This window comes from Rhodococcus sp. NPDC055024, from assembly GCF_053608585.1.
This window is the reverse complement of record NZ_JBSGVT010000007.1, coordinates 63,650-79,440: the sequence shown is the minus strand read 5'-3', so window position 1 is coordinate 79,440 and position 15,791 is coordinate 63,650. Positions and strand designations below refer to the sequence as shown.

15 protein-coding genes are annotated in these 15,791 nt (G+C 61.5%); 8 read left to right on the top strand and 7 right to left on the bottom strand.

The genetic code is table 11. The annotated features are described in order from the left end of the window. Positions 1-43 precede the first annotated feature (43 nt). A complete protein-coding gene (locus ACWF6P_RS16345) occupies positions 44-1,051 on the top strand; it encodes a helix-turn-helix domain-containing protein (protein WP_452621686.1) in 1,008 nt (335 codons plus the stop codon). A 49-nt stretch (positions 1,052-1,100) separates the two neighbouring features. Then, positions 1,101-1,535 carry a hypothetical protein gene (locus ACWF6P_RS16340; RefSeq protein ID WP_452621685.1) on the top strand — a complete coding sequence of 145 codons (435 nt, stop codon included), beginning with the start codon at positions 1,101-1,103 and terminating at the stop codon, positions 1,533-1,535. 573 nt (positions 1,536-2,108) lie between these two features. Here ACWF6P_RS16340 and ACWF6P_RS16335 read toward each other — a convergent pair. The 3 genes from ACWF6P_RS16335 to sthA form a co-directional block, all read right to left on the bottom strand. Then, positions 2,109-2,963: a class I SAM-dependent methyltransferase gene (locus ACWF6P_RS16335; protein WP_452621684.1), complete on the bottom strand. Its 855-nt coding sequence runs from the start codon at positions 2,961-2,963 to the stop codon at positions 2,109-2,111. A gap of 92 nt (positions 2,964-3,055) precedes the next feature. Beyond that, entirely contained in the window at positions 3,056-3,958 is a 903-nt protein-coding gene (locus ACWF6P_RS16330) for a hypothetical protein (protein WP_378543051.1), read from the bottom strand. 150 nt (positions 3,959-4,108) lie between these two features. Beyond that, positions 4,109-5,521: a Si-specific NAD(P)(+) transhydrogenase gene (sthA, locus tag ACWF6P_RS16325; protein ID WP_283302488.1), complete on the bottom strand. Its 1,413-nt coding sequence runs from the start codon at positions 5,519-5,521 to the stop codon at positions 4,109-4,111. A gap of 471 nt (positions 5,522-5,992) precedes the next feature. Here sthA and ACWF6P_RS16320 point away from each other — a divergent pair, with 471 nt between their 5' ends. The 6 genes from ACWF6P_RS16320 to ACWF6P_RS16295 all read left to right on the top strand — a co-directional run bounded on the left by ACWF6P_RS16320 (position 5,993) and on the right by ACWF6P_RS16295 (position 12,278). Beyond that, positions 5,993-7,489, top strand: coding sequence for a condensation domain-containing protein (locus ACWF6P_RS16320; RefSeq protein ID WP_452621683.1), 1,497 nt, complete (start codon positions 5,993-5,995; stop codon positions 7,487-7,489). Next, complete coding sequence (locus ACWF6P_RS16315) at positions 7,422-8,894, top strand: condensation domain-containing protein (protein WP_452621682.1); 1,473 nt, start codon at positions 7,422-7,424, stop codon at positions 8,892-8,894. Before ACWF6P_RS16320 ends, ACWF6P_RS16315 begins: the two co-directional genes overlap by 68 nt. Continuing rightward, complete coding sequence (locus ACWF6P_RS16310) at positions 8,894-10,306, top strand: condensation domain-containing protein (protein WP_452621681.1); 1,413 nt, start codon at positions 8,894-8,896, stop codon at positions 10,304-10,306. The genes ACWF6P_RS16315 and ACWF6P_RS16310 overlap by 1 nt, the downstream gene beginning before the upstream one ends. Before the next feature lie 78 nt (positions 10,307-10,384). Next, positions 10,385-10,846, top strand: a complete 462-nt coding sequence (locus ACWF6P_RS16305) for a MarR family winged helix-turn-helix transcriptional regulator (protein WP_378631465.1) — start codon at positions 10,385-10,387, stop codon at positions 10,844-10,846. After that, the gene (locus tag ACWF6P_RS16300; protein ID WP_003939720.1) at positions 10,843-11,271 is read left to right on the top strand and encodes an organic hydroperoxide resistance protein; all 429 of its coding nucleotides are present in this window, start codon (positions 10,843-10,845) and stop codon (positions 11,269-11,271) included. The genes ACWF6P_RS16305 and ACWF6P_RS16300 overlap by 4 nt, the downstream gene beginning before the upstream one ends. Beyond that, positions 11,268-12,278, top strand: a complete 1,011-nt coding sequence (locus tag ACWF6P_RS16295; RefSeq protein WP_378631463.1) for an NADP-dependent oxidoreductase — start codon at positions 11,268-11,270, stop codon at positions 12,276-12,278. Before ACWF6P_RS16300 ends, ACWF6P_RS16295 begins: the two co-directional genes overlap by 4 nt. 78 nt (positions 12,279-12,356) lie before the next feature. On the opposite strand, the gene ACWF6P_RS16290 is transcribed toward ACWF6P_RS16295, so the two are convergent. The 4 genes from ACWF6P_RS16290 to ACWF6P_RS16275 all read right to left on the bottom strand — a co-directional run bounded on the left by ACWF6P_RS16290 (position 12,357) and on the right by ACWF6P_RS16275 (position 15,765). Continuing rightward, positions 12,357-13,232 (bottom strand): oxidoreductase, encoded by an 876-nt coding sequence (locus ACWF6P_RS16290; RefSeq protein ID WP_452621680.1) that lies wholly within the window; start codon positions 13,230-13,232, stop codon positions 12,357-12,359. A 51-nt stretch (positions 13,233-13,283) separates the two neighbouring features. Continuing rightward, positions 13,284-14,237, bottom strand: coding sequence for a membrane protein insertase YidC (yidC, locus tag ACWF6P_RS16285; RefSeq protein ID WP_452621679.1), 954 nt, complete (start codon positions 14,235-14,237; stop codon positions 13,284-13,286). Positions 14,238-14,349: 112 nt separating this feature from the next. Further along, positions 14,350-14,655 (bottom strand): DUF6412 domain-containing protein, encoded by a 306-nt coding sequence (locus ACWF6P_RS16280; RefSeq protein WP_452621678.1) that lies wholly within the window; start codon positions 14,653-14,655, stop codon positions 14,350-14,352. A 216-nt stretch (positions 14,656-14,871) separates the two neighbouring features. Beyond that, the gene (locus ACWF6P_RS16275) at positions 14,872-15,765 is read right to left on the bottom strand and encodes an alpha/beta fold hydrolase (RefSeq protein WP_452621677.1); all 894 of its coding nucleotides are present in this window, start codon (positions 15,763-15,765) and stop codon (positions 14,872-14,874) included. Positions 15,766-15,791: the final 26 nt, after the last annotated feature.

Genomic DNA, 15,791 nt, shown 5'->3' with positions numbered 1-15,791 from the left:
GGAGAGTGACTGCGGCCTGCAGGATCTGACATATCATGCCCGCGTGTCGATCAATTCCGCCCGCATTCGCGTGTCGACCCGATCGGTCGACCCCGCAGATGCCGACGACTTCTGGCGCGGCGCGACCCGTCCGTTCTTCGTCACCGAACCGGTGCTTGCCGACGCTCCGCTCGAAGGCTCGATATCCGCTCTGCCCATCGGGACCTCGCTGATCGGTGAAACTACCTTCAATGCGCAGAAGTACACCCGAAACAAAATCGTCATCGCCGAGAGCGGGCTCGACGATCAGTACATGATCCAGGTCGTCCTCGACGGGCAGGTGAGTGGTGATGCCGAGGGGGTGGATTTTGTCGCCCGCACAGGGGACGTCACGTTCTTCGACCTAGGGCGGACCTGGACCGCCGCCGCCGAAGCCGAGGCGACAGGGCGCACCATCACGCTCCTCGCCCCGCGCTCTCTCGTGGAGGCAGAGTCCAAGGGTCGTTCCCTCCACGGAACTGTCCTGCGCGGAGTTCCCGCCTTCGTTCTCGCTCAGTGCCTGCAATCGGTCGTACTGGCGCTGCCACATCTCGACCCCGATGCTGCGGCCGGCTACGAGGACGTCGTCGCTTCACTTCTCCGCGTCAGCTTGGGTATCGCTGAGCCCGACTTGTTGCCGCGGCCCGATTACTCTCTCCGCGATCGTGCCTACGCCTACATTGCCGAGCATCTCTCCGAGACCTGGCTGGGGCCTACGACCATGTGCGCGGCCCTGTCGGTCTCCCGGGCCCAGCTCTACCGCGCGTTCGCGTCCGACGGCGGAATTGCGCTTGTCATACGGCGCAAGCGTCTCGAACTCGTGTATCGCGAGTTGACCCGAGCCGAGATGCCGAACGAAACGATCGAAGCGCTGGCGCAGCGTTGCGGCTTCACGTCCAAGTCCCAGTTGGCGCGCGCGTTCAAGGACTTCTACGGGATGACCCCGAGCCAGGCACGCACAGACGGCAGACGCACGATCGGAGACCCGTCGATCTCGCGTCTGCACCGCCGCCTCGAGTTCTTTAGCCCTTGAATCGCAATACTTCACAGCCCCGCGATCGTGCCTGTGTTCTAGTTGATCGATGAGCTGGGTCGACAAGGAGCTGTGTCTGGCCGCGCTCACCGGTGCGGTCACAGGTGTCGCCGTGATGATCCCGATAGTCGGCGATGAAGCCTGGTCCTGGGTAGGACTGTTCATACCTGCCTTCATCGGAGCACTGGTCGGGCTGATTGTCGGCTCGAGCGCAGTAGCAGGCGGGCGCAGTGCGCTGAGCACAGGCCGGAGATGGCCGGCGCGCACAGTCCACCGCTGGAAGCATCGGTTCGCGGCGTATTCGACAATGGCGGTGGCGTTACTGGTGGCCACAGTGTTCGTGGCGGCTGTCATCGCTACGGGTGAACCGGTGCGAGATGCCGGAGGATTCCCGACGTCCTTGATCGTACTTGCGGTCATCGCCCTGGTGACGTACGTATTCTCCTACGTGCTCGCACCGGCCCAGGCCTCCGAAACTCCGTAAGCAACTCTGCTTCATCACAATTCAGCATCCGAATCGCGGCAGTAGCCAAGGAACCATCCGCACCAGGCAGCGAGCTCAGATCACTTCAGCTCGAAATGAACCGAAGAACAAACTGTTCGATGCCTTCCGATATGACCTTGGTGAGGGCGGTGAAGTCGTTCGACCAACGTTGAATGTCCAAGCTGCTCATTGATTTCCTCCGGTCAACATCCCGCTGCCTGTGACCACATGACGTATGCGAGGCATCGGTCGCGCACTAGAACTACCTGCCAGAAAGCGGTTTCCGTTACCGCTGGGCCCACCGAACAGCGACACCTGTTCCTGCGAACCCTGGTACTGCAGATGCCGTCGAACGGTTGCAACAACGCCATGCAGAGTTCGAGCGAAAAGCGCTATCCACCAAAAGTATTAGCTCGAAAGAACTACGAACCACGCGTTTTCCGGGCGCACAACACCCACCGCGCACCGACGGCGATCAGGCGAGTTGGCCGCTCGATTGTCATGCACCGAAGCCGCACGCGACTCCAGGAAGTTAGCGAAGTCCCCCAAGGGAATCAGCCCTGCTTACTCACGTCACTGATTCCGTCTGGCGACGATGGCGAAGTTCAGGGGGATCCTCGCAGCGTGGTCCGACAGAGTCCATCCGTTGGCGCACGCAACGAGTTCCGGGAAGGCCGGCCAGTCCATGTAGGGAAGTTCCGAAACTGATTCGATATGAAGGCCCGCATCCAGCAAGGAACCGATGACCTCGCCTAGATCGTGGCGCCATTCGTGGTTAGTGGCGTGCGCTATCTGTCCGTCGGAGTTCCCGGTGTAGGTCGCAGAGTCTTCGTACGAACGCACACCGCCTCCGGAGAGGTAGTCGTCGGTGATCGTCCACGGTTCGAATGCCATTGCGCCGAGGATCGGATGATCGTCGCGGATCTGAAACACCCCACCCGGCTCGAGGAGGTCGTGGATCGACCGAGCCCAGGTGGCGAGTTCCGGCAACCAGACGATGGTCCCGGCGCTGGTGACGATCGTGTCGAAACGCCTGTCGACAAGCGTCGAAGCGAATCGCGCATCACCTTCCACCCAGGTGATCCGGCGGTTGTCGGCCTTTGCGATACGAGCTGCGTGGTGCAGAGAATTCGGTGACAGATCAAGCCCGTGCACGTCGATCGCACCAAGTCGCGCCCAGGAGATGGTGTCGATCCCGATGTGGCACTGCAAATGCAGAAGCGAGCGACCCCGCACTCCTGACTCCGGCAGATGTGGGGCCAGAATCGACAAGTCGTTCTGCACAACTGTGGAAATGGTCGCGCTGTTGGCGAGAAACCCTCCGACGTCGTACATTTCGGAGCGCACATGCACATCGGCGCGATCATCCCAATTCGCCTTGTTGCCGGCGATGGCCTCGGCCTCGTGTTTCGCTTCTGCCCCGTGCATCGCTGCCCCTCCGAGATCGGCCTGAACTGCCTTTCTAACACGTCTGTAGTCGTGTTCGCCGTCGTGTCCTCGAGGACACTTTCGCTAACGGATCAGACGGTCACTTCTTCGACCGGCTTCTCCTCGTGGGTCGCGGCGCCGAAGACTGCCACGGCGACGGCACCGGCGATCGCCCCTACGAAGCCGACGACGGCAAGCCATTCCAGGCCCGGTCGCGACGCGTCACCGAGTACCACGACGCCGACGATTCCCGGAACAACCGTCTCGCCGACAACCAGAGCCGCCGTCGCTCCGTTGACGGACCCCAGTTGCAGCGCGACCGTGTGCAGATAGAAACCGCCCAGGCCCGAGACGAGGATTGCCCACCCGGCCGGATCGCGGAGCATCGTGCCGATTTCGAACGGATCGATTCCGTAGACCACGCGTACGGCAATGGCCAGACAGCCGAACAGCACACCCGAGATCAATCCGGCGACAACTGCTGCGCGTGAACCCAACCATCGGATCAAACCGATGCCGATCGACAAGATCAACGCCGAGCCCACCAGGACGCCCCAGTGGACGACGTCATTGGAACTCCCGCCGCCCGCGTGACCCGACGACAAGCCGAGCAGCAGGAGCGATCCGATCACAGCGGCGATCGCGAACCAGTCGCGGCGATGCAGCTGGATGCCCAGGACCACGGTCCCCAGCACCGCCGTGATGACGAGATTGGCGCTGACCACGGTCTGCGACAAGAACAATGGAATGAGCCGCGCGGAGATCGCACTACCGGCGAATCCGACCGCATCGAGCACGGTGCCCAGAATGAACGACGCCGTCAGCGCGGCTGCGAACGTCGACCGCAAGGTCGGGCCACCCGACGCCGTCACGTGCCCGGACTCGCCCCGCTGCTCGGCGGCTGCTGCCGACTTGCGCGCACCGTACGCCTGCAGCACCGACGCAACGCCGTATCCGACACACGCCACGATTGCGGCTATCAGTCCGATCAGCATCGAAAGTCCACACGAAGTTCCAGGGCAATGGTCATAGACGTAAACCCTGCCCTATTTCCCCAGTCCTGACATCACCCTCAGGTATTCGAACAAGTGCTACCCGAGAAGTACACCGACCAACCCTGACCGGTACCTGAGGACACCCGACCCCTAGTGGAACTGCTTGAGAGCCCTGATCTTGTTCATGACGTCGAGCGCCGCCACCTTGTACGCCTCGGACAGCGTCGGGTAGTTGAAGACGGCGTCGACAAGGTATTCGACGGTCCCGCCGCACCCCATCACCGCTTGACCGATATGCACGAGATCCGTTGCACCCGAGCCGAAGATATGAACACCGAGCAGTTTGAGGTCATCCGTCGACACCAGAATCTTGAGCATTCCGTAGGTGTCACCGCCGATCTGTCCACGCGCGAGTTCACGGTATCGGGAAACCCCGACTTCGTACGGCACCGACTCCTTGGTCAGATCCACTTCGGTGGCGCCGACGTACGACACCTCGGGAATCGAGTAGATGCCGATCGGCTGCAGATCCATCAGCTTCGCGCCGGGTTCGTCGAATGCATGGTAGGCCGCGAGTCGACCCTGATCCATCGACGTCGCCGCCAATGCCGGGAATCCGATGACGTCACCAACGGCGTAGATGTGTTCGACCTTGGTGCGGAAATTGTCGTCGACGTAGATACGCCCGCGTTCGTCTGCCTCCAGCCCTGCGTTCTCCAGCGCCAGTGGCGCCGTGAGACCTTGACGTCCAGCCGAGTACATGACGGTCTCGGCGGGAATCTGCTTGCCGCTGCGCAGCGTCGTGAGCGTTCCGTTCGCTCCGACGTCGACGGCCGTCACTTCCTCACCGAATCGGAAGGTGACCGCCAGATCGCGCAGATGGAACCGCAGCGATTCGATGACCTCGGGGTCACAGAAGTCCAGCATCGACGTTCTCTTCTCGACGACGGTGACCTTGGTGCCGAGCGCCGCGAACATCGACGCGTACTCGATACCGATCACTCCCGCACCCACCACGACCATGGTGGTCGGGATGGAGGTCAGATCGAGGATTCCGTCGGAGTCGAGCACCCGGTGACTGTCGAAGGACACACCGGACGGACGGGCAGGCAACGTTCCGGTCGCGATGACGACGAATTTCGCAGTGATCGTCATCTTGTCTCCGCGCGAGGCGTCCTCGACGAGGATGGTGTGCTCGTCGACGAACGAGCCGACCCCTACCAACAATTCGACACGGTTGCGCAGGAGTTGAGATCGCACGACTTCGATCTCTTTGGTGATGACATGCTGGGTTCGCGCCAGCAGGTCGGCCGGAGTGATGTTCTCCTTGACGCGGTAACTCGCGCCGTACAGTTCGCGCTGGTTCATCCCGGTGAGGTAGAGAACCGCCTCGCGCAGTGTTTTCGACGGAATGGTGCCGGTGTTGACGCACACTCCCCCGAGCATGTTGCCTTTCTCGACCATCGCCACCCGTTTACCCAACTTGGCGGCCGCGATGGCAGCCTTCTGCCCACCCGGGCCGGAGCCGATCACAACCAGGTCGTATTCCATCGGATCAGTCATCTCTTACAGATACCGTCTGCATACGACCGGCAGATGCCGAGCATGTCAATACTCGGTGAACAATCCGCGGCACCGAGTGCGCACGCCGGACCTACACGAACCGTGTTGCAATAGAAAGAGATACACCAGAATCTCTACGAAACTTACTACACACAAACATATTCCACTATTTACATATTCGAATGTGTCGCGATCTCACAGCTTTTGAGCAGGTTGATGAAATTTGTTTCACCACAGAGTGATTGATCGATAAACTGACAGCTGACCAGGGCTGTAAACCGGATGTCCAGTATTCGAATTGTCCGAAATAACGAGCGGAATGTTCCTCGTCACATCCCGGACCGAAGCAGTTGCGCGCAGCCTCGGGTCGCGTTCTACTTGCCTTGACTAATCATCTGTCACTCTCGGTTACAAACATCCGCCCCGTTCACGATCCCCACCTTTCGCCATCTCGAGAGATCAGGTTTCCCAATGGAATTCACGGAACTTGCCGACTATCCCTTACCGCCTGGGACCGTCACCGAGTGGGCTCCCGCTGCGGTGAATCCGCCCGAGCAGTGGCCTGTCGACCAGCGTCCCGCCAGCTACATTCACGAAGCACACTTGAAACATGCCGAACAGGTGAAACAGCAGGTGCACCATCAGATCGACGGATGCACTCCCTCCTGGTTGGGTACCTCGTTTCGCATCCACGATCGACTCGACCGAAGGATCTGGGCGGCTGCACTCGATCATTGGATCGATCGCCACGAAGTGCTCCGGACACACGTCGCCACAGAGGGCGAAGCGATAGTCCGACGCACCGCGGGGCCCGGAGACGTCCGGATTCTGGGCACCGAAGTCGGACACCTGGCGTCCTCGATGTCCGTCTTCACACACCTGCAGCAACTGCTCGACCGGTCGACCGATCCACTCGTCTGGCCTGCGTATCAATTCGCGACGATTGAAAGTCCCAATCATTTCACTGTCGTTTTCGCCGCTGATCATGCTCTGCTGGACGGATATTCGGTTGCGCTGACCGCGCACGAACTGCAGGCGATCTACCGATCGTTGAGCGAGGGGAACCCTCTCTCACCACCGGAGACTGGGAGCTACATCGACTTCGGCACCACCGAACGAGATCTCGTGGAACACGCGGACTGCTCCCACCCTGCGGTGCAGACGTGGCGTGAGTTCTACACGCACGGTGAGGCTCCGTTCTTTCCGGCGTTACCCGAACCGGTCACCGGACGCCGAGTTCCTCAGCAAAGCCTGTCCGCCTGGCTTCTGAGCGCCCGGGGAGCCGAACGCCTGGCAGAAGCGAGCAAGCGCAGCAACCAAGGATTCCTGGCCGCGATACTCGCGTGCGCGGCCAAAGTGACCGGCGATCTCACCGGTGCAGACGAATTCCGCGTCGTCGTGCCGCAACACACCCGTTCGGATCTTCGATGGGCCGCGTCCCTGGGATGGTTCATCGGTGTTGTGCCGGTGAGGATTCCGATTTCTCCCGCCGCTACCGTGAGCGACCTGGCCCAGGTTGCCGGCGCGGAGGTACGACGCGTCCGACCCTCAGCTGCCTTGCCGTATTCGAAAGTGTGCGAGCTGATCGACTGCCCGCAGCACCTGCCGTTCGTGCTCTCCTACATGGACGTTCGTCACGTTCCCGGTGCCGAGCAGTGGACGAGCTGGCAGACCAGAGGCCTTCGTAGTCGCGATCATTCGGGAACCGACGTCTACATCTGGCTGACACGAACGCCGGAAGGACTCAATCTGGCCATACGTCACCCGGGCAATGCACGCACGAGTCGCCACATCCATCAGTTCGCCGGCCTTCTCCGCCGTGAGATGGAGGATTTTGCCTTCCTGACCGAAACATCCACAGCGCCGACTAACACCGCTGCAACGATCGAGGAGAACTCCCATGGAAATGACACCGATCGATCTCTGGGCACCGAAAGCCGGGACACTCACCGAGTTCAGGCCTACTGAGCAATCCCTGGCGGCGGCATCCGCGGCACCGCGGAGCGACCAACCGCTCTCGTTTCTACAAGAGGGACACATTCGTACCGCCGACCACAAGCGCGCGCAAGGCGTCGACTGGTCACCGTGGATCGGATTCACCTTCACGCTGCCCGGTGATCTCGATCGGGAGGCACTGCGGCGGGCAGTGCAGGCTTTTGTCCTGCGGCACAACACACTGCACAGTTGGTTCGAGGTCAGACCATCCGAAGATCCCGCTGGTAGTGGGGTCATCGACCGTCGGGTGGTGGAGGCGTCGACGATCGAACTCACGTCACACAGCGTCGGTCCCCTGAACACGACAGATGCGGTTCGCGAACACGTGAGCCGAAGTTTCGCCGGCGATACCAGCCCACTGCAGTGGCCCTCGTTCATCAGTGGCGCCGTCGAACACGGCACGGGCGCCGGCTTCACCATCTACTACGGCGTCGATCACTCGCACACCGATGGCCTGTCGCTGATGCTGGGCGTCGAAGAACTTCGTGCGCTGTACGTCGCCGAAAGCGCCGGCATCGACGCTCAACTTCCCTCCCCCGGAAGCTATGTCGAGTACAGCGGTGAAGAACGGGCAGCCGCGGGGGACCTCGATTTCTCCGCAGCCCCTGTGCAGCAGTGGATTTCGATTCTCGCGGCCAATGCCGGACAACTCCCGACGTTCCCCCTCGACCTCGGCGTGCCACGGGGCGAGCAGACCCGGTCGACCCGCACACATATCGACGTTCTCGACAGCGACGAGTCGGCCGCGTTCGCAGCGCTGTGCAAGGCCAATGGCGTCGGCTTCTCCACGGGGATATTCGCGGCCCTCGCCCTCACCGAGATCGAGGTCTCGGACAGAGCGAACTACTTCGCGCTCAACGCAGTCGGTACTCGCTCCGATCCGAGATACCGTTTTTCTCAAGGCTGGTTCATCAATCTCGTCCCGGTCTCGTTCACGCTGAGTGGTGTCACCAGCTTCACCGATGCACTCCCCCTTGCCCATGCTGCTCGCGCCGCAGTGAAGGGGCTCGCGGACGTGTCCATCCATTCGGTGATCGCCCAGGTGTCGAAGTTGACCGGATCCGACTTCGGCGGAACGTCGGTCCCACCGATGGTGTCGTACATCGACATGCGCCTGATTCCCGGTGCCGAGCACCACGACGAACTCGAAGCGCGTGCACTGGGTGGACCTGGAACGACGGGTGATCTGTCGATGTGGATCAACAGGAAGGAAGACCGTACGTATGTGATGGTCAGTTTTCCCGACACCGAGCAGGCACACACATCGGTGGATCGATACCTTCGACATCTCCGCAACGTCCTGAGAACGGTCGCTGATGCCGGCGACTACCGGGTCGTTCGTCAAGCGGATGCGCGTCAGGAAGTGGAGACCGCCTGATGCACATCACCTTTCTCGACAGGTTCGAGGCACGGCCGGGCCGCATCCTGCAGTGGACGCCGAGCGAAATCTCCACCGGATCGACGTATCCGGTTCCTCCGACCTCCAATCAGCAGCTGCACCTTGCCGGCAGCCGCGGCGATACGACCTGGCTCGCTGCCACTTTCGACGTTCCCGGCCCCATCGACACGGACGCACTCAAGGCCAGCTTCGAGGAATGGACGTCCCGTCACGACGCCCTGTCGTGCTCGTTCTCCCAGGCCGAAGAACCGGGCGAATCCTCGGCACTGTTCGTCGACGTCGCCGACGTCGGCGATCTGCGCCTGCGTGAGGAAACAGTGGCTGACGCACGAACACCTGAACAGGTGCGAGAACTCTTGGGCGAGCGCTTGGATCGATGGTGCAATCCTTTTGCGTTTCCCGCGTACTTTCTCGGTGCCATCACCCGCGAGGACCAGTCAACAGTGATCTGCGGATTCGACCATGCCATCTGCGACGGTTGGTCCATGAGCATCGCAATTACCGAGATCAGCACTCTGTATCGCGAATACACGCAGGCGGACCGTGTTCCGATCGCGTCGGATCTCCTGCCGGAGCCCGGGAGTTTCCTCAACTACTGCTTCCGTGAATCGGCAACCGCGGATCCAGAGCCCGGCGACCACCGCATTGCGGGTTGGCGGTCCTTCCTCCGATCATGCGGGGGTGACACTCCACATTTTCCCGTAGATCTGGGACTGCCCGCCGGGACCATGTCACCTCAGGGCACAGACACCCGGATGCTCCTCGACGCCGGCGAAGCAGAGCTGTTCGACCAGAACTGCGCCGATCATCGACACTCGTCGTTCGGCGCGATTCTCGCGTCGATCGGTTTGGCCACAACACAATTGACCGGCAAGAGGGACACACACCTACTGTTCCCGGTCCACACCCGTCGGGAACCGCGACACAACCACACCTTCGGATGGCTGGTAGCCAATGCGCCCATCACCGTGACGAGCATGGACAATCTTCACAGCACTGCTCGGGCAGTCAATCTCGCTTTCCACGAGTCACTTTCACTGTCGTCCGTGTCGTCGAGACAAGTCTTGCAGAGCTTGGGGCCCGAGGTTTCGCCCACTCGCAGAGACATCTTCTCGGTGTCCTACGCCGACTACCGAAGCATGCCTGGTGGATCGCGCCCCCGTACATCACAGTCCAGCGAATCGCCGTCCTGCAACTCACAGACCTGCGAATCACAGTCTGCGCCGATCAATCCGCAGCAACTCAGTCGCGTGTCGAGCGCGGACGACGTTCAGTTCTGGTTCTCACGCACTCACGACGGATTGGCAGTGCGCACCAGGTTTCCGGCACCTGCGGCCCGGACAGTGCATACCTTCCTCGAGTGCGTCTCCGAGATTCTGTCGACGCCGTAGACGGACTGCCGATCATCCGAAGGTCTATTTGACACCTCTTTGTTGTGCACAACTTAACTGTGCGCTACAGTTGTTCTCGTGACCAACCCACTCGCCCTCGAACGCCAGGTCTGCTTCGCCCTCTATTCGGCGTCGCGGGCTACTACGGCCGCGTACCGAGCAATGCTCGACGACCTGGGGATCACGTACCCCCAGTACCTCGTCCTGCTGACACTCTGGGAACGAGACGGCCGCGGCGTGCGAGAGATCTGTGAGGCGCTCGATCTCGATACCGGAACTCTGTCGCCGCTGCTCAAGCGGCTCGAGGGCCTGGGATTCATCGAACGCCGGCGCCTCACCACCGACGAGCGTCGCGTCGAGATCCACCTGACCGAGTCGGGTTCCGCCTTGCGCAGCAAGGCCGAGGACATCCCGGCCAAGCTCGCAGGCGCCACTGGTCTGAGTAACGACGAACTCACCGAGCTCCGAGACGTTCTCACTCGTCTCGGCGAGTCACTTCAAGCATCCAATGCCCACTCCGACGGAAAGAAGAAGTCATGAACATCGTCTACACCGCAGAAGCACTTGCCACCGGCGAAGGCCGCAACGGTCACGCTCGCACCTCGGATGGCCGCCTCGATCTCGGTCTCGCCATTCCCAAGGAAATGGGTGGCAGCGGCGAAGGCACCAACCCTGAGCAGCTCTTTGCCGCCGGGTACGCAGCCTGCTTCCACTCCGCACTGCAGATGGTCGCCCGCGCCGAGAAGGCCAACGTGGCCGATTCCGCAGTCGGCGCGCGAGTCGGCATCGGCCCTAACGGTGCAGGTGGTTTCGGACTCGCTGTGACGCTGGAAGTTTCTCTCCCCCATCTGCCCCACGATCAGGCCGTCGAGCTGACGGAGAAGGCGCACCAGGTGTGCCCGTACTCCAACGCGACTCGCGGCAACATCGAGGTCACCCTCGAAGTAAGTAAGGACGACGAATGAGCACCACCACTACTGTCAGCCGAGAAATCCATCTCGCTTCACGCCCCAACGGTTGGCCTACCCAGGAGAATTTTTCCACCGTAGAGGTAGAACTCCCCGAACTCGAAGACGGCCAGATCCTGGTCCGCAACATCGCCATCTCCGTCGACCCGTACATGCGCGGCCGGATGAACGACGTGAAGTCCTACCTTCCGCCGTTCCAGGTCGGTGCAGCGCTCGACGGTGGTGCTGTCGGCGAGGTCGTCGAATCCAAGTCGGCTGATCGCGCCGTGGGCGACGTCGTCGTCCACGGCCTCGGATGGCGTGAATACGCCATCCTCGACGGATCCGCAGTGACTCCGGCCGACACGTCCATCGCGCCGGCGACGGCTTACCTGGGCGCCCTCGGCATGACCGGTCTCACCGCGTATGCCGGCCTCACCGCGGTTGCAGAGTTCAAGGAAGGCGACACCGTATTCGTCTCCGGCGCAGCAGGTGCCGTCGGATCGCTCGTCGGTCAGATCGCCAAGTTGCTCGGTGCGAAGCGAGTTATCGGTAGCGCCGGTTCGCCGGCGAAGGTCGCCCGACTGCTGGAGCTCGGATTCGACGCGGCATTCGACTACCACGACGGCCCGATCACCGAACTGCTTGCCGCTGCTGCCCCTGACGGCATCGACGTGTACTTCGACAACGTCGGTGGCGAACATCTGGAAGCCGCCATCGATGCCATGAACCAGGGCGGCCGGATTGCCCTGTGCGGAGCCATCGCTCAGTACAACACCACCGACAAGCCCACCGCGCCCCACAACCTGGCACTGGTGATCGGCAAGCAGCTCACCCTGCGTGGATTCCTCGTGGGTGGCTACCGTCACCTCGGCGGCGAATTCCGCACCCACATGGCAGCGTGGCTCGCCGACAACAAGATTCAGTGGGACGAGACCATCGTCGAAGGCCTGGAGAACGCACCGCAAGCCTTCATCGACCTGATGCGCGGCGCGAACACCGGCAAGATGGTTGTCACGCTGTAACCCGAACAGTCTGTAACTGAAACAGATATGACTGTGGCCGCGAACTTCTCGGAGTTCGCGGCCACAGTCGTATCCGAATCAGATGCCGAACGACACTCCGGTCAACTTCTCCGACAGGGTCCACAAACCCGCGGCGGTCCTCGTGTCATGTGACTTCTTGTTCGACCCCACGACCTTCGGATACCCGCGCTGCTCGAACGGACCGTCCGGTCCGATGTAACTGCCGCCGAAGGCATCCGGCGCGGTTGCCGCCCACAGTTCGGGAAGCGCACCCATCTCCGCGGACTGCGCGAAGATCTGATTGCCGATTCCCATCAGCTTGTCCTGGATCGACTCGGTGTGCCCTTGCAGGTTCGTCGACGCATATCCCGGATGTGAAGCGAGCGCCTTGAGCGGAGATCCCGAAGCTGCAAGCCTGCGCTGAAGTTCGTACGTGAACAACAGATTGGCAAGCTTGGACTGCCCGTAGGCCAACCAGCGGTTGTACTTCCGACGCTCGAAATTGAGATCGTCCAGATCGACGGTCCCGAGCTGATGCAAGGCACTGGACATCGTCACAACTCGGTCGGTGAGCTTGTCTTTCAGCAACCCGGTCAACGCGAAGTGCCCGAGATGGTTTGTGCCGATCTGCATTTCGAATCCGTCGACCGTCCGGCGGAACGGGACCGCCATCACGCCGGCGTTGTTCACCAGGACGTCGACCTTCTCCGTTGCGTCGGCAAAGGCTCGTACCGACGACAGATCCGAGAGGTCCAACTTGCGGACAACCGCGTTGGACCCGATCTCGACGGCTACGGCGTCGGCCTTCGTGGTGTCGCGACAGGCGAGGACGACGTCGGCCCCGGCTTTGCCCAGCGCTCGTGCGACTACCTCACCCAGTCCGCTGTTCGCCCCCGTGACGACAAATGTGCGGCCGGTCTGATCGACTACGTCTTCTGCGGTCCATTTGGTCATGCATTCCAGCGTACGTGCCTTACCCGCCGGTAGGGAGGGCCGATTTTTCGGTCATCGCTTGCGCTTGGCCCGGATCGGCTTTGCTCCTGGCACCGGTGGGGCGCCCGCTCCACGTGCCGGGGGCGTGGCCACTGCGGGTGTCGGCGACAGTTCGGCTTTCTTCTGCTCCGCCGCGATGCGTCCGTACACAAAATGCTGTTGCCCCAGCGTCCAGCAGTTGTTGCTCACGAAGTAGAGCAGGATCGCGACGGGCGCAAAAGCGCCGAAGACGATCACACCGACCGGAAATACCCACAGAGCAAGTTTGTTCATGATTGCCGTTTGAGGATTGACGGTTCCGGTATCCACTTGACGCGCGATGGACGCCCGCGACGTGAAATGTGTAGCGACGGCGGCAAAAATCATCAGCGGTACGGCAACCAGAATGATGGAGATCCGGCTGACGTCGCCGAACGCTTCCAGCTGCGCTGCCGGACTCGAAATCATGGCGGACAACGGCGCGCCGAACAGTTTGGCGTCGAGAAACGACTGCACGTCCGAGGCACTGAAGAAGTAGTTGGCCGTGTTCGCGTTGTCCGCCACCGACATCGGTTCGGTCGGGCTCAGAAACGGGACGTGGGATGCCGCTCCGGTTCGATTGAATGATCGCAGGACGTGGTAGAGACCAATGAACACCGGTGCCTGGACGAGCATCGGCAGGCATCCGAGCAGCGGACTGTAGTTGTGTTCCTTCTGCAGCTTTGCCATCTCGACAGTAAGTTTCTGCCGGTCGCCTGCGTACTTTTTCTGCAATGCCTTCAACTGTGGTTGCAGCTTTTGCATGACCAATTGGGTTCGAACCTGCTTGACGAATGGTTTGAACAGCAAGGCCTTGAGTGTGAAGACCAGAAATACGACCGACAACGCCCACACGACGCCGTTGTCGGGTGATCCGGAGATCAGTGAGAAAACTTTGTGCCAGAACCAGAGGATTCCGGACACGGGGTAGTAGACAAAATCGAGCATGACGAATGAACCTCACCGAGAGGCACGCTCAGGCAATCGAGAGCGCGGGAATGGTCGTGGACGCAAGACGTCTGACCGACCTACGACGAGTTCACCCCCGCCGACGGCCGATCTACAGACCGATTCCGGGTGCTCGAGGTTGCGGACGGCCAGGCGCGTCCGGGCTGCTCTGCCTGCGGAAAGCGCCACGCAGGCAGCGTTCGTCATCCGACGGGCCGGCGGCCGAAACCGCGCGTAGTTGGAGAAGTTCGTACTTCGAGGAGGTTGCGAGTGCAGCGACCACGAAGACGGCGATCGCAGTTCCCAGCACCGCGGCGCTACCCGAGGAACCAAGCGGAGGCACTGCGAGAAGGGCGATGAACGGCAACAGAAGCAGCAACAGTGATCGCGTCACTGTTCCCGTACTCCGCTGTTGCATGACTGCGAGAGTACAGAACGACCACCGAATTCAGCTAGACGCTTGCCTCACGGACATGTCCGCGTAGCCATCCATGAGCAGGATCGTGATCCAGCCGACCGTGCCGCCGTCGCAGTCCGACCGCAGCCAACGCGTCGTCGATCGGTCCGTGGGTCCGGCCACGTCTGGATGTCGAAACGTGTGGGTGCTCGCACCCCCTGATCGCCGGCAGCCTGGTCACTGCGCAATCCGCATGGTCGAACAAGATGCGAAAGACGGAAACAGAACTGGCGCATTGACATCTCGACCGGCTAGTTCTTCCGTCAGTACCTGGCCGAACAACTCCGCATCGTCGATCAGCCAATTGTGATTACCGCGAACCTCACGGACCTCGGGATCATGCAAAGCAGCGCAGACAGCATCAAAGCTCGCGCGCGGAATGACACGATCACCGGCGCCCCACAACACGACAACCGGCATCGCGCGGACTGCAATCTCTTCGAGCGCATCGATGAGATCGGCAGTCCGCGCGAGGTTGCCCGTTCGCCACACCGCACCGACGTTGCGAAGCGCGTTGAACGCGAACTCGTCGAGTGGAAACTGTGTGATTCTGTGAGTGTGTGCCGTCTCGGCCGCTTCGACCATCGCCGACCCACACCAGTTCCACCACGGCCGTTCACGAATCGAGCGCTCCCGGCCGCCGCTACTCGACCAGATTCCGCCACCGACCGCGTTCACCAGAACCAAGCGCGAGACTCGGGTGGGGAAATCCCGCGCCACCACTGTCGCCACACCGCCGCCGAACGAATGCCCGACGACCGTCACCGGGCCGGCAACGCCGGCCGCCTCCAGAAACCGCGTCACCCACGCGGCATAACCTTCGAAGGTGCGATCGGCTCGGTCGAGCTCGGCCGTGCCACCAAGGCCTGGAAGCGCAGGCGCGATCACCCGGTATCCCCGGTGAACAACAGCAGCAAGGGCAGATCGATAAGCACGAGGCGACAACCCCCACCCGTGCAGAAAGACCACTGTCTCGCCGTGTCCGCCGACGCCGAAGTCGACAGGTCGAGAATCGACCACGGCTGTGCGCCACTCGATGAATTCATCGGTTCGGCGTGCGTCGACGGTCATGTCAAATCCCAGTTCAGGTGTGGTTT